The 13,065-nt window shown below is 76.2% G+C and carries 12 protein-coding genes; 5 read left to right on the top strand and 7 right to left on the bottom strand.

Features of this window, described 5'->3' with window-relative positions; all coding sequences use genetic code 11:
* Positions 1 to 94: 94 nt before the first annotated feature.
* Positions 95 to 1,735: an ALF repeat-containing protein gene (locus ACFU7Z_RS24235; protein ID WP_380779572.1), complete on the bottom strand. Its 1,641-nt coding sequence runs from the start codon at positions 1,733 to 1,735 to the stop codon at positions 95 to 97.
* A 163-nt stretch (positions 1,736 to 1,898) separates the two neighbouring features.
* Between ACFU7Z_RS24235 and ACFU7Z_RS24230 the strand changes: the two genes are divergently transcribed.
* Both ACFU7Z_RS24230 and ACFU7Z_RS24225 read left to right on the top strand, forming a co-directional pair.
* A complete protein-coding gene (locus ACFU7Z_RS24230) occupies positions 1,899 to 2,843 on the top strand; it encodes an NAD-dependent epimerase/dehydratase family protein (RefSeq protein ID WP_380779568.1) in 945 nt (314 codons plus the stop codon).
* 115 nt (positions 2,844 to 2,958) lie between these two features.
* On the top strand, positions 2,959 to 4,035 hold the full coding sequence (locus tag ACFU7Z_RS24225) for a LuxR C-terminal-related transcriptional regulator (RefSeq protein ID WP_380779566.1): 1,077 nt from the start codon (positions 2,959 to 2,961) through the stop codon (positions 4,033 to 4,035).
* Positions 4,036 to 4,067: 32 nt separating this feature from the next.
* Here the strand turns inward: ACFU7Z_RS24225 and ACFU7Z_RS24220 are convergent, their stop codons facing one another.
* The gene (locus tag ACFU7Z_RS24220) at positions 4,068 to 4,610 is read right to left on the bottom strand and encodes an SMI1/KNR4 family protein (RefSeq protein WP_117485160.1); all 543 of its coding nucleotides are present in this window, start codon (positions 4,608 to 4,610) and stop codon (positions 4,068 to 4,070) included.
* Between the two features lie 114 nt (positions 4,611 to 4,724).
* Here ACFU7Z_RS24220 and ACFU7Z_RS24215 point away from each other — a divergent pair, with 114 nt between their 5' ends.
* The 3 genes from ACFU7Z_RS24215 (at position 4,725) to ACFU7Z_RS24205 (ending at position 7,781) form a co-directional block, all read left to right on the top strand.
* Entirely contained in the window at positions 4,725 to 5,342 is a 618-nt protein-coding gene (locus ACFU7Z_RS24215; RefSeq protein ID WP_074001050.1) for a hypothetical protein, read from the top strand.
* Positions 5,343 to 5,411: 69 nt separating this feature from the next.
* Positions 5,412 to 5,885, top strand: coding sequence for a hypothetical protein (locus tag ACFU7Z_RS24210; protein ID WP_074001051.1), 474 nt, complete (start codon positions 5,412 to 5,414; stop codon positions 5,883 to 5,885).
* 105 nt (positions 5,886 to 5,990) lie between these two features.
* Positions 5,991 to 7,781: a beta-galactosidase family protein gene (locus ACFU7Z_RS24205; protein ID WP_380779562.1), complete on the top strand. Its 1,791-nt coding sequence runs from the start codon at positions 5,991 to 5,993 to the stop codon at positions 7,779 to 7,781.
* 220 nt (positions 7,782 to 8,001) lie between these two features.
* Here the strand turns inward: ACFU7Z_RS24205 and ACFU7Z_RS24200 are convergent, their stop codons facing one another.
* From ACFU7Z_RS24200 to ACFU7Z_RS24180, 5 genes are all read right to left on the bottom strand, one after another.
* Positions 8,002 to 9,261 carry an SLC13 family permease gene (locus ACFU7Z_RS24200; protein WP_380779570.1) on the bottom strand — a complete coding sequence of 420 codons (1,260 nt, stop codon included), beginning with the start codon at positions 9,259 to 9,261 and terminating at the stop codon, positions 8,002 to 8,004.
* Positions 9,262 to 9,409: 148 nt separating this feature from the next.
* Positions 9,410 to 10,234 (bottom strand): DUF4253 domain-containing protein, encoded by an 825-nt coding sequence (locus tag ACFU7Z_RS24195; protein WP_380779560.1) that lies wholly within the window; start codon positions 10,232 to 10,234, stop codon positions 9,410 to 9,412.
* Between the two features lie 51 nt (positions 10,235 to 10,285).
* The gene (locus ACFU7Z_RS24190; protein ID WP_380779558.1) at positions 10,286 to 11,293 is read right to left on the bottom strand and encodes an aldo/keto reductase; all 1,008 of its coding nucleotides are present in this window, start codon (positions 11,291 to 11,293) and stop codon (positions 10,286 to 10,288) included.
* 65 nt (positions 11,294 to 11,358) lie between these two features.
* A complete protein-coding gene (locus ACFU7Z_RS24185; RefSeq protein WP_380779556.1) occupies positions 11,359 to 12,243 on the bottom strand; it encodes a S1 family peptidase in 885 nt (294 codons plus the stop codon).
* 124 nt (positions 12,244 to 12,367) lie between these two features.
* Complete coding sequence (locus ACFU7Z_RS24180; protein WP_380779554.1) at positions 12,368 to 12,760, bottom strand: hypothetical protein; 393 nt, start codon at positions 12,758 to 12,760, stop codon at positions 12,368 to 12,370.
* Positions 12,761 to 13,065 lie beyond the last annotated feature (305 nt).

Genomic DNA, 13,065 nt, shown 5'->3' with positions numbered 1-13,065 from the left:
GATGTGTATAAGAGACAGGCGGACGGGGACGCGAGGGGGTGTCAGCCCCCGGGTTCTGCTTCCGGATTCAGCTCCCGGGTTCTGCTCCCGGGTGTCAGCTCTCGGTGGAGCGGCGGCGGGCGGCCGCGACCAGCGCCGCGCCCGCGGCGAGGGCCGCGGCGGCGCCGCCGGCCTCCCAGCCGAGCCCGTCGGTGCCGGTGGCGGCGAGCGTGCCGGAACCGGTGGTGCCGGTGGTGCCGGTGGTGCCGGTGGTGCCGCCGCCCGTACGGGTGCCGGTCCCGGTGCCGGTGGTGAGGCCGGCCGGCTGCACGGTCTGCGGCTGCTGCCCGGTGCCACCGGTGCCCGCGCCCGTCCCCGTACCGCTGCCCGCGCCGTTGCCCGCGCCATTGCCCTGCTTGGCCGCCGCGGCCTGGTCCTCGGCCTGGGCCTTGGCCCAGCCGTCCTTGAGGAAGGCCAGGAGGTCCGCGTAGCTGCCCTCGTAGGCGGCCATGGCGGCCTTCTTCACCGCGGGGCCGCCGGTCTCGATGATCTGGGAGACCTTCAGCCGGTTGTCGCTGAAGCGCAGGTTCGGCAGCTCGACGGTCAGGAAGCGCCGCACGTCCTCGGCGTTGCCGTCCATGGCCTTCTGGGCGGCCGCGGCGGTGTGCGGGCCGGTCTCCTTGTCGGCGATGACACGCAGCACCTCGACCCGGTCGTCCTCGAACTGGGCTTTGGCGAAGCCCTCGTTGAGGAAGGCCTCGACGGCCGCGTCGGTGCCGGCGTCCAGCGCCTTGCCGGCCGCCTCGCGCACGCCCGGGCCGCCCTGCTCCATGAGCTGGCTGAGCTTGACCCGGTTGTCGTCGCTGCGCAGCCTGGGCAGCTTGGTCGTCAGGAAGGTCCGCAGGTCGGCCGCGCCGCCCTTGAGGGCCTGCTCGGCGCCCTCGCGCACGCCGGGGCCGGTCTTGGGGTCGGCCACCAGGGCCTCGACCTTGGCGCGGTCCTCGTCCTCGGCGCGGGCGGCGTACTGGCCGGTCGCCAGGAAGTCGAGGACGTCCTGGTAGCTGCCGTTCAGCGCCACGGCGGCGGCGAGGCGCAGCGCGGGGCCGGCCCCTTCGGCGCCGTCGGCGATCCGGGTGAGGCGCAGCAGGTTGTCGGGCTGCTGCTTCTCGGCGAGTTCGACCTCGAGGAAGTGGCGCAGCTCGGCGGCGCCGCCCTTGAGGGCCTTCTCGGCGGCCTCGCGGACCTTGGGGCCGGTGAGCGGGTCGGCGAGGATGGCCGCGACCTTGGCGCGGTCCTCGTCCTCGGCGCGGGCGGCGTACTGGCCGGTGGTCAGGAACGCGGTGATGTCCTCGTCGGTGCCGCGGAGGGCGGCCTTGGCGGCCGCCTTCACGGCCGGGCCGCCGACGGCGTAGATCTGGGAGACCCGGACCTGGTTGTCGATCCTGGTCTGCTCGTCGAACTCGACGTCCAGGAAGTGGCGCAGTTCGGCGGCGCCGCCCTTGAGGGCCTTCTCGGCCGCCTCGCGCACGCCGACGCCGCTCTTCGGGTCGGCGAGGATGCGCTTGACCTCGGCGCGGTCGCGCTGCTCCTGGCCGTCGGCCTGGGGCGCGGTGTCCTTGGCGGAGTCGGAGCCGGTGTCGGGGCCGGAGACGCCGGTCGGCTTGGGGGTGTCGGTGGCCGAGGCCGTGGTGGGGAAGAGGACGGCGGGGGCCAGAACGGCGGCCGCGACGACGGCGGACACCCGGGGCAGCTTCATCTTGAGCAAGACCTGCTTTGTACGAAGGATCATGAAACGCCAACAGCATAGATCTACTTTTACGACTGCCATACCAATTATTTGCCGAATCTCCCATTCCCCCCACCCGGCTACAAATCGCACCGCGCACCGCCCGTCCGGGGCCACCACTAGGGTGTGGCGGATGAGCTTCCACCTGGTCGTCGGACACGGGCCCGCCGGGGCCGCCACCGCCCGCCTGCTGGCCGAACAGGGCCACGAGGTCCGGGTCGCCACCCGTACCGGACGCCCCGCAGGGCCGGCCGTCCCCGGCGTCGAGCACCTCGCCCTGGACGCGAGCGACCCCGCGGCGCTGGCGCGGGCCGCCCGCGGTGCCGTCGCCGTCCACGGCTGCGCCGCGCCGCCGCTGCCGCAGTGGGCGCGGCTCTGGCCGGCGCTGAGCGCCTCGCTGTGCGCGGCGGCCGAGGAGAGCGGCGCGGTGCTGGTCATGCTCGGCAACCTGTACGGCTACGGGCCGGTGGCGGGGCCGATGACCGAGGACCTGCCGCTCGCCGCGACCGGCCCCAAGGGGCGGGTGCGGGCGGCGGCCTGGGAGCGGGCGCGGGCACTGCACGAGGCCGGGCGGATCCGGGCGGTGGAGGTACGGGCCTCGGACTTCTTCGGACCCGGCGTCACCGACGGCGGCCACCTGGCCGCGCGGGTGCTGCCCAACCTGCTCAAGGGCCGCCCGGTCGCGACGCTCGGCGACCCGGACGCCCCGCACAGCTGGACCTACCTGCCGGACGTGGCCCGGGCGATGGCCGAACTCGCGGGCGAGGAGCGGGCCTGGGGCCGGGCCTGGCACGTGCCCACCGCCCCTCCCCTGTCGGTGCGCGCGATGGTCGAGCGGCTGGCCGCCGAGGCCGGCGGCGGCCCGGTCCCGGTGCGCCGCCTGCCCGCGGCGGCGCTGGCCGTGGCGGGGCTGTTCTCCCCGCTGCTGCGCGAACTGCGGGAGACGCGCTACCAGTTCGACCGGCCGTTCACGGTGGACTGCTCCGCGTACGAGGCCGCGTTCACGGTGCGCGCCACGCCGCTGGAGGAGCAGCTGCGGGCCACGGTCGCCTGGTGGCGCGAGCGCGACGGCCGGTGACGGACGGGAACGCCGGTCACCGGCGGGGGCGGGCGCTTCCCCCGCATCGCTCCGTACCCGTCCTTCCTCGTCCGTTCACCGGACACGGAGGCCCTGCGTCCGTAGGATTCCGTCCGTGGCCAAACGACGTGAGGTTGAGCGGGAAGTCCTGGGTTCCATAGGCGAGTTGGCGTCCTCCGGGTTACCCGCGGCCGCGCTGTTCCGCGAGCTGCACACCCTGCTGCTGGAACCGCTCGGCTACGACGGCGGCTGCTGGCACGGCAACGACCCGGTCACCGGGTTCCCCACCTCCACCGTCGCCGACGGCCTGGACCCCGCCCAGTTCGAGCAGGCCGTGCACCTGGAGCTCCAGGGCGAGGACTCCACCACCTTCACCGCGATCCGCACCGCCGGCCACCGGGCGCAGACCGTCGACCGGGCCACCGACGGCCGCCCCGAACGCAGCGTCCGCTACCGGGAGTTGCTCAACCCCTGCGGATACGGCGACGAGCTGCGGATCAACTTCGATGTGGGCGGCGGCCGTTGGGGCTCCGCGGCGTTCATGCGCGAACGCGCCCGCGGCCGCTACGACCTGCCCGACCTGCGCCTGGCCGAACGCGTCGCCGCCCCGATCGGCGCCGCCCTGCGCGACACCCACCTCGCCGCCCTGCGCGGCGCCCGCCCCCTGCCGCCCGCCCCCGCCCCGGCCGTCGCCATCCTGGACCGGTACGGGCGGCTGCGCTCGGCGGACGCGGCGGCCCGCGAACTGATCGGACGGATGGCCGAACCCACCGCCCACACCGGCGGGGTGCCCAGCGGCTTCCTCACCGTCGCCCGCCAGGCCGCCCGCCGCGGCGGCCCCGCCGAGGTGCGGGTGTGCACCCCCGACGGCCAGTGGCTGTCCCTGCACGCCTCCCCGCTGGACGGCCGGCGCGGCGGCGTCGCCGTCGTCGCCTCCCCGGCCTCCCCCGTCCAGCGCCTGCCGCTGGCGATCCTCGCCCACGGCCTGTCCCCGCGCGAACAGCAGGTCGCCCTGCACGCGGTGCGCGGCGCCAGCACGAAGGACATCGCCGCGCTGCTCCACCTGACCGTGCCCACCGTCCAGCAGCACGTCACCGCCATCCTCCACAAGACCGGCGTCCGCTCCCGCCGCGAACTCGTCGCCCTCCTGATGGCCGACCACCTCCCCACCCTCGGCCTGCCGCCGCGGTAGCGGACGCACGCGGCTCCGGCCCGGGCCGGCCGCTACCCCGCCCGCCAGTGGACGAAGCGGGGCGGCTCCTCGCCCCAGGCGACGACGGCGCCGACGGGGCTCGGGCCGACCGCCCCGGAGACCACCCCGTGGAGGAACCCGACCATGCCCGGGCCGAAGACCCGGGGCGCGCCCCCGTCGCGGTCCAGGACCAGGACCGGCCACGCGTCGGGGTCGTCGCCGACCGTCAGCCAGGCCAGCGTGTCGGCGGTGCAGGACGCTCCCCAGGCGACGATCTGTCCAGCGGAGCGCACCTCGCCGGTGGGCTCGCCCTCCTCCTCGAAGAGCAGGCGCGCCTCCTCCGTCATGCCGCGCATGCCCGGCTGCGGGGCGTCCGGCGGCATCAGCTCGTCGGGGGCGAACACGGCGAGGGACCGGTCGATCTCCCCCGCCCCGTACCGCGCGACGAACTCGACGTAGTCGCGCGGGAACCGCAGACCCCACGCCGACTCGACCACCGCCCAGTCACCGGATTCACCGGCCCCCTCGGGCGGGGGCATGAGCTCCAGAAGCCCGCTGATGTCGGTTGTGTGCACCGTCGTTCCCTCTCGTGTTCTCCCGCGCCCCCGGCTACGGCTGCGCGTCGCGGCGCCTGCTAGCATCCGCGCGGTTCGGCGGCATGATCATAGGAAGAACAGGGAGGGGTCCAGATGCGGGACGGCTCGACAGTGGCAGCGGACGGCGAGGTGACGCGCCGTCGGCGGCGGTCACTGGGCATCGCGGCGGGGGTGTGCGTCCTCGGGGCGGCCGGGATCGGCGTGGCACTGCTGGCCGCGTCCCCGGGCGGCGCCTCGGCCGGGCCGGGCGGCCAGGCGAGCCCTGCCGCCTCGGCCAGTCCTTCGGCGAGCGCCTCGACCGCTCCCTCGCCCGGCGCCCCGGCGGAGAGCTCTGCTCCGGTTCCGGCGGAGGCTCCGGCCCCGGCGAGCACCGACCCCGACCCCGCCGAGACGGTGGTCCCGGTCGCCGCGACGCAGGACGCCGGGACGGAGCCGCCCGCCCAGCCGGCCACCTCCCGCCCCCGGCCCCCGGCCGCGCCCACCACGCCGGCCCCGCCCGCCGCACCGGCCGCCCGGTCGAAGGCCCCGGCCGCACCGGCCGCCAAGCCGTCCCCCGACTGGACCGTCCCGCCGAGGCCGGAGCTGCCCGCGCCACCCGCGCCGGGGCCGACGAACGCCCACTGCCCGCCCTTTCAGGCGATGACGTACGACGGCTGCCGGCCGATCGGCCCGGTCATCACGCTCCCTCCCGTGGTGCGGCCGACCGGCTGACCCCGAGGCCACCGGCGTCCCGGCCCCCGTCGGCGCGCGTTGTCGCAGGTGGGAGCTAGGGTTCGGCCCGTGAACGTTCCCAAGGTCATCCCGATCGGCTACCAGCCCGACTACCGCACCCGCACCATCGGGCGGTGCGAGGGCGGCCAGTTCTACGCGACCGTCGTCGCGGCCTACCGCGAGGGCTGGAGCGGCGACGACTGGCAGCCGCAGAAGCGCTGGCACGCCGTCCTCCACCGCTTCGACGAGGCCGGCCGCCACCTGGGCTCGCGCATCGAGTTCACCGGCACGACGGCGGACGGCGAGCAGCAGGCGATCGGCGCAGCCCGGCGGCTGCTGGAGCAGTGGCTGGACGCCCTGCCGGGGCGGCACTACCAGGACATCGCCATCGCGCCCTTCGACGTCCGCTTCGAAGGCGCCCTGTTCGGCCTGGTCCTGGAGGTGGACGAGGAAGAGGAGGACGAGGAGGACGGCGTCTGGATGGAGCTCCACCCGGACGGCCTGGCCTTCTCCGCCCCCTGGAACGGCTGCTACGACACCTGAGCACGGGCGGCCCCCATGGCCGGTTCCTCGCTAGGCTCGGCGGTGCCGGGTCTCCGGGGCCTCCGGGGCCCGCGGGGGTGTCCTGCGGGAAGGCGGGGTGTGCGCATGCTCGGGTACGACGCGGACGGGTTCGTGCGGGACGGGGTGCCGCACCGGGTGGTGGCCGGGGCGGTGCACTACTTCCGGGTGCACCCGCGGCTGTGGGAGGACCGGCTGCGGCGGGTGCGGGCGCTGGGCGTGAACACGGTGGACACCTACGTCCCGTGGAACTTCCACGAACTGCCCGACGGGACGGTGGACTTCACCGGCTGGCGGGACGTGGCCCGGTTCGTGCGGCTGGCCGGCGGCCTGGGCCTGGACGTGATCCTGCGCCCCGGCCCGTACATCTGCGCGGAGTGGGAGTTCGGCGGGCTGCCCGCCCGGCTGCTGGCGGTGGACGGGCTGCGGCTGCGCTGCGCGGACCCGGCGTACCTGGCCGAGGTGGACGGCTGGTTCGACGCGCTGGCGCCCGAGCTGCTGCCCCTGCTGGCGAGCCGGGGCGGGCCGGTGGTGGCGGTGCAGGTGGAGAACGAGTACGGCAGCTACGGCGACGACGCCGCCTACCTCGCCCACCTGCGCGACGGCCTGGTGCGGCGCGGCGTGGACTGCCTGCTGTTCACCGCCGACGGCGCCCACGACACCATGCAGCAGGGCGGCGCCATCCCCGGTCACCTCGCCACCGCCACCTTCGGCTCCCGCGCGCCCGAGCGCCTCGCGGTGCTCCGCCGCCACCAGGGCGAAGGCCCGCTGACCGCCATGGAGTTCTGGATCGGCTGGTTCGACCAGTGGGGCCTGCCGCACCACGTCCGCGACCCCGAGGAGACCGCCGCCTCGCTCGACGAACTCCTCGCCACCGGCGCCTCCGTCAGCCTCTACATGGCGCACGGCGGCACCAGCTTCGGCCTGTGGTCCGGCGCCAACCACTCCGGCGCCCACCCGCTGGACGCCGGCTACGAGCCGACCGTCACCAGCTACGACTACGACGCGCCGATCGGCGAGGCCGGCGAGCTGACCGAGAAGTTCCACGCCCTGCGCGAGGTCATCGGCCGCTACCTGCCCCTGCCGGACGGCGAACTGCCCGCCCCCGTACCCCGGGTGGCGCCGCAGCGGCTGGAGCGCGCGCACGGGCGGGCACCCCTGGCCGAGGCCCTGGACGCGCTGTCGCGGCCGCGCCGGCACGCCGCACCGCTGCCGATGGAACAGGTCGGGCAGGACCGCGGCCTGATCCACTACCGCACCCGCGTGCCCGGGCCGCGCCCCGAACTGCCGCTGCGCATCGACGGGTTGGCCGACCGGGCGCAGGTCTTCGCGGACGGCCGCCCGCTCGGGACGCTGGAGCGCAACTCCCCCGGCGCGACCCTGCCGCTGGCCACCGGGCCCGACGGCGTCGTGCTGGACATCCTGGTCGAGGCACTGGGCCGGGTGAACTACGGCCCTCAGATGGACGACCGCAAGGGCATCACCCGCGGCGTCTCGCACGGCCACCAGCGGCTCTTCGACTGGCAGATCCGCCCCCTGCCGCTGACCGACCTGTCCGCGCTGCGCTTCACCGACGACGCCGGGGTACGCGACGGGGAGCCAGCCTTCCACCGCTTCACCGCCGAACTCCCCTCCCCCGCCGACGCGTTCATCGCCCTGCCCCACTGGGGCCGCGGACTGCTCTGGCTCAACGGTTTCCTGCTCGGCCGCCACTGCGCCGCCGGCCCCCAGCGCACCCTCTACGCCCCCGCCCCGCTGTGGCGGGCCGGCGCCAACGAGCTGGTCGTCCTGGAACTCGAACGCCACGGCACGGCGGTGGAGTTGCGCGACGTACCGGACCTCGGCCCGGTCACACCGGCCCCCAGCTCCGAGTACTGACCGGCCCGGGCCCGCCGGCCACTCCCCGACGCGGGACGTCGGACCCGCCGACTTCCTGCTCCGCCACGACTCGGCGGCGCGAGGCTTGGTATGGGCACCGACGACCATGGTGCCTCGGGGGCTCGCCGGCTGCACGAAGTCCTGGCGGGGATCGATCCGGTCCTGCGCCCCGCGTAGGCCCGGCGCGGCCCCGGCACTCCGGCGCCCGTCGAGGCCCCGGTCAGACCCCGATCAGGCGCAGCGAGGCCCACAGGGCCAGGACCGCGGCGGTGAGGGTGGCGGGGACGGCGAGCAGGCCGAGGCGGGTGAACTCGCGCAGGTCCACCGGTACGCCGCGGTCGCGGACGATGCCGCGCCACAGCAGGGTGGCCAGCGAGCCGGCGTAGCTGAGGTTGGGGCCGATGTTCACCCCGAGCAGGACCGCGAGGACGGCGCCGGGCCCGACGGGGGCGGCCAGCGGCACCAGGGCGAGGGTGGCGGGCAGGTTGTTGATGACGTTGGCGAGGACGGCGGCCAGGGCGGCGGTGGCGAGCAGGGCGGGCAGCGCGGTGCCGGACGGGACGAGGTGGGCGAGGCCGGCGGCCAGGCCGTTGTCGACGACCGCGCGCACCACGATGCCCAGGGCGAGGACGAACGCCAGGAACGGCAGGGCGGCCGAGCGCACCACCGTCGCGGGGGTGGCGTGGCCGCGGGCCAGGGCGCGGGCGGCCAGGACGGTGGCGCCGGCGGCCGCCGCCCAGGCCGGGTCGACGTCCAGCGCGGAGGTGAGGACGAACCCGGCGAGCGTGCAGCCGACGGTGGCCAGGGCGAAGACCGGCATGGCGGGGGCCGGTCCGGTCTCGGGGGTCTCGGCCGGGGCGGCGTCCAGGTCGGCGGCGAAGCAGCGGCGCAGCACCAGGTACTCGACGCCGACCGCCGCCAGCCAGGGCAGCGTCATGAGGGCGGCGAAGCGGCCGAAGCTCAGGCCGCTGGCGGTGAAGGCGAGCAGGTTGGTCAGGTTGGAGACGGGCAGCAGCAGCGAGGCCGTGTTCGACAGGTGGGCGCAGGCGTACAGGTGCGGTGCGGGCCGGGCGCCGAGGCGGGCGGCGGTGGCCAGGACGACGGGGGTGAGCAGGACGACGGTGGCGTCCAGGCTGAGCACCGCGGTGACGACCGAGGCGACGGTGAACACCTGGACCAGCAGGCGGCGCGGGCGTCCGGCGGCGCTGCGCGCCATCCAGGCCCCGCAGGCGCGGAACAGTCCCTCGTCGTCGCAGAGCTTGGCCAGGACCAGGACGGCGGCCAGGAAGCCGATCACCGGTCCGAGGCGGGCGGCTTCGGCGGTGGCGTGCTCCAGCGGGACGGCGCCGGTCGCCACCAGCAGGGCGGCGGCCGGCACGGCGACGGCGGCCTCCGGCCAGCCCCAGGGCCGGGCGACGGCGCAGACCAGGACGAGCACCAGCAGTCCTGCGGACAGGGCTTCGGCGCAGGCGGTGTTCAGGGCGTGCTCCTCGGGGGGGGTGGTGCGGTCGGTGCTCGCGTCGGTTCGCGGCCCGGCGCAGCATGCCACACCGGCGGCGCTCGGCCGCCGGGCGGGTCCGGGGGGCCGGGGGTGTCGGCCCCCCGGCCCCGTACCCCCCGGGGTCAGGTCAGTCCCACCAGAAGGACCACTGGTGGGCGCCCACCAGCTGCTCGGCGTAGGCGGTGAGGGTGCCGGTGCCCTGGAAGACGAGGTCGGGGCAGAAGGCGGTGTGCTCGGCGGCCAGCGGGAGCGCCTCGGCGAGCGTGGCGGGCGGCACGGGGACGCTCAACTCCAGGGTGGCGAAGCCGACTTCGACCACCTGGGCGCCGAAGCGGCGTTCCCAGTCGGCGAGCACGGCGGCGATCCTGCCGGTGCCGGCGTGGTTCGCCGGGCCGCTCCAGCCGCAGGCCGTCAGCGCCTCGGCGCCGCTGCCGGCCCGCACCAGGCCGAGGCGGACGTCCTTGACGGAGCCCAGCACCTCGGCCAGTTCCCGGGCCTCGGTGCCGGCGGCGCCGTCGGGCACGGTGGCGGCGGTGGCGGGGCCGGGCCAGGTGCGGCCGTAGGGGGCCAGGGCCTCGTCCAGGATCCCGGCGTCCTCGCTCACGTCCTCGCTCGCGTCCCCGTCCTCGTCCTCGTCGACCTGCCTCCACCAGCCGCGCAGCAGCGCCTGCGGGTCGTAGCGGGAGGGCTCGGAGGCCTCAGCCGGGTACAGCTCGCCGGACAGCCAGGGCCGGTAGTCGTCGTCGGTGCGGTCCAGCGGGCTGAGCAGCAGCGGCCACAGGCCGGTCTGCGGGTGGGCGCGGTGCAGCTGCCGCCACAGCCCGGCGAGCGCGGGGTCGTCGCTGATCCACAGCAGCGGCTCCCGCCCGTCCTCCTCGGTGACCAGTCGGCCGGGCGGCAGGTCGACGGGCAGGGCGGCGAGGGCGGCGGCGAGGTCCGGGTGCTCGATCATGCGGCCCACCGTAGGGGCGGGCACCGACAACGCCCGGCGGCGGGCGCCCCGTCAGGACCAGGGCAGTGCGGCCCGCGTGCGCCAGTAGGCCTCGGCGGGCTCGGCCATGGGCGCGAGGGCGGCGAGGTCCTCGGGGGTGGGGCGCAGGTGGGTGGCGGCGAGGTTGGAGGTGAGCTGCTCGGGGGTGGCGGCGCCGGAGAGGACGGTGTCGGCCCAGGGCTGGGCGGCGGCCGCGGCCAGGGCGAGGGCGTCGGCGGTCGCGCCGGTGTGCTGTGCGAGGGTGCGCAGGGCGGCGGTGTCGGGGCCGGTGGCGTTGCGGCCGGCCAGGCGGCCGTTGGCCATGGCCTCCTTGACGACGACGAGCCAGCCGGCCGCGTGGGCCTCGGCGAGGGCGGGGGCGGCGGAGGTCTCCAGCAGGTTCCAGGTGGCCTGGACGGCGGTGAACAGCGGTCGGCCGTCGGCGGTGACGGCGAGGGCCCGGCGGATGGTGTCGGCCTGGGCGGGGCCGCTGGTGGACAGGCCGACCCGCACGCCGTCGGCGGCGAGGGCGGCGAGGCGCCGGTGCAGGGCGGGGTCGCTGAGGGCGGGGCTGTCGGGGGTGACGGAGTGGACGAGGTAGACGTCCAGGTGGTCGCCGAGCAGGGCGCGGGTCTCGCGGATCTGGCGGTCGTAGACGGCCGTCGAGTGCTCCTTGACCTCGTGTGCGGCGACTCCGCTGGTCCGCCAGTCGGCGGTGTAGGTGTAGCCCCACTTGCTGCCGACCGTCACCTCGGCGGCGGCCCGGGGGTGTTCGGTGAGCCACTGACCGAGGAACTCCTCGGCGCGGCCGTAGGAGCGGGCGGTGTCGAGGTAGCGGACGCCGGCGGCGTACGCGGCGTCGAGCAGGGTGTGGGTGCGGGCGCGCAGGGCGTCGACGGTGCGGTCGGCGGGCAGGTCGGTGTCGCGCCCGAGGTTGATGTAGCCGGGCCGGCCGACGGCCGCCGTGCCCAGGCCGAGGCGCGCGGGGTGCGGGCGCGCGGCGGAGGCGGGGGTTGCGGTGGCGGCGGGGTCGGTCGGCATGGCGGGTTCTCCTCGGGCGCGACGGTTCTCACCTGGGACTTTAGCCGCGTGGTGGTGCCGGGCCGTCAGCCGGCGGCGATGGTGGCGCGGATCCAGGGGGCGTAGGCGGGCACGTCGGTGTACAGGCCGGGGCCGCCCGCGCAGGGCACGCCGGGGGCGCCGGGGCCGGAGGTGGCGCCGACCAGTTCCCAGCGGCCGCCGCGGCCGCGCTGGATCTGGGGGCCGCCGGAGTCGCCGAAGCAGGCCATGGCCTGCGGGACGCGGCTGAGCGTGCACAGGCGGGTGGGGTCGGCGTAGCCGGGGGCGCAGTCGGCCGGTGCGCCGATGCGGCTGGGCAGTTCCTGGAGGCGGTCGGGGAAGACCATCTGCTGGTAGTCCTGGGTGTCGACGACGGTGCCGAAGCCGAGCAGCCGGGTGGGGGTGCCGGGGGTGCCGGGGTGGTCGGCGATGCGGATGGGCTGCCCGGCGGCGGGGCGGTCCAGGCGGACGAGGGCGAGGTCGTCGTGGTTGGGGCGGGTGGCGCCGTCGCCGAAGCCGAATCCGGGGTGGACGACGACGCGGTCGACGTTCCGTACGCTGCCGCCGCTGTCGCGGTGGGCGCTGCCGATGCGCACGGTGCCCTTGAGGGTGACGCCGGTGTCCTCGGTGCCCACCACGCAGTGGGCGGCGGTCAGCACCCACTGGCGGTCGATCAGGGTGCCGCCGCAGGCGCCGTCGGCGAGTTGCTTCGCGCTCAGCGGGAGGGTGGCCATGAAGGGGTAACGCTCGGTGGAGTCACGGCCGTTGACGATCGCGGAGGCGCTGCCGCTCATGGCGGTGGCGCCCAGCGCGGCGGCCAGGGCGGCGACGGCGGCGATCCGGGCGCCGCGGCGGCGGGAGGCGGGCTCGCCGGCGGTCGTACGGGCGGCGGTGGTACGGGGGGCGGTGCGGACGGTCGTGCGGAACGACACGGGTGACGGCCTTTCGGTCGGTCGGCTGGTGCGGATACGACCAGTCAACTCGGCGCCCGCCCGCCGCAACACCCGGCCAGCGGGCCGCTCCGGCCTGGGGGTAGCCCCCGGACCCGCCGTCGGGCTACCGGGTGGCCCGCCCGTACTCCCCCGGCGACGGCGACGGCAGCGGGGGGACGCCGGTCGGGGCGACGCTCTGCTCCAGGCGCAGCACGAAGTTGACGTAGCCGAGCGGCTTGCCCGGCCAGTGGCGGTCGTTGCTGGTGAGCAACTGGCTGTGCAGGCCGTCGTGTTCGGTGACCGGACCGGGGGTGGTGCGCAGGTTGGGCTGCCAGGTGCGGCCCAACGGGCGGTGCTCCAGGGACAGCGTCCAGCTCTCCTCGTCGACCGCGATCGTGGCGCCGACCCGCCCCGGCAGCACCCGCAGTCCGTACGCGCCGCGCACGACCGCCCGCTGGTCGAAGTCGGCGCTCGTGCCGACCACGGTGATCCGCCATGCGCCGTGGAACCTGAGCACGCCTGCCTCCTCGCGCCGCGGCGCCCGCTCCGGCAGCGGGCGCCCCGTCCACGTCTACGGTCCCGGTCCGCCGTCGGGCTCACCCCGGGGCGGGCGCGACCGCCGGCTTCTGCACGGGACGGTCGGCGGAGGGCGGGAAGGCGTGGACCGGCTCGCGTCGGCGGGTCCGGCTCTTACGGCGGGTCCGGCGCGTGGGCGGATTCCCTCATGCCCGTTTTATTCCGGTTCGCGAAGTCCGCGAATAAGGAAAACGGTCGGCGACGGCGGGCGGACATGGGCCGGGGCCCGTACCGCCTGTGCGGCTG

Origin of the sequence: Kitasatospora sp. NPDC057518 (assembly GCF_042802075.1) — a bacterium.
Classification (GTDB): Bacteria; Actinomycetota; Actinomycetes; order Streptomycetales; family Streptomycetaceae; genus Kitasatospora.
The sequence above is the reverse complement of the archived record's forward strand: the minus strand, read 5'-3'. Positions and strand labels throughout refer to the sequence as shown.

Coding starts and splice junctions, on each gene's coding strand:
- ACFU7Z_RS24235 (WP_380779572.1), bottom strand. CDS start 1,735: ATGAAGCTGCCCCGGGTGTCCGCCGTCGTCGCGGCCGCCGTTCTGGCC.
- ACFU7Z_RS24230 (WP_380779568.1), top strand. CDS start 1,899: ATGAGCTTCCACCTGGTCGTCGGACACGGGCCCGCCGGGGCCGCCACC.
- ACFU7Z_RS24215 (WP_074001050.1), top strand. CDS start 4,725: ATGCGGGACGGCTCGACAGTGGCAGCGGACGGCGAGGTGACGCGCCGT.
- ACFU7Z_RS24205 (WP_380779562.1), top strand. CDS start 5,991: ATGCTCGGGTACGACGCGGACGGGTTCGTGCGGGACGGGGTGCCGCAC.
- ACFU7Z_RS24195 (WP_380779560.1), bottom strand. CDS start 10,234: ATGATCGAGCACCCGGACCTCGCCGCCGCCCTCGCCGCCCTGCCCGTC.
- ACFU7Z_RS24190 (WP_380779558.1), bottom strand. CDS start 11,293: ATGCCGACCGACCCCGCCGCCACCGCAACCCCCGCCTCCGCCGCGCGC.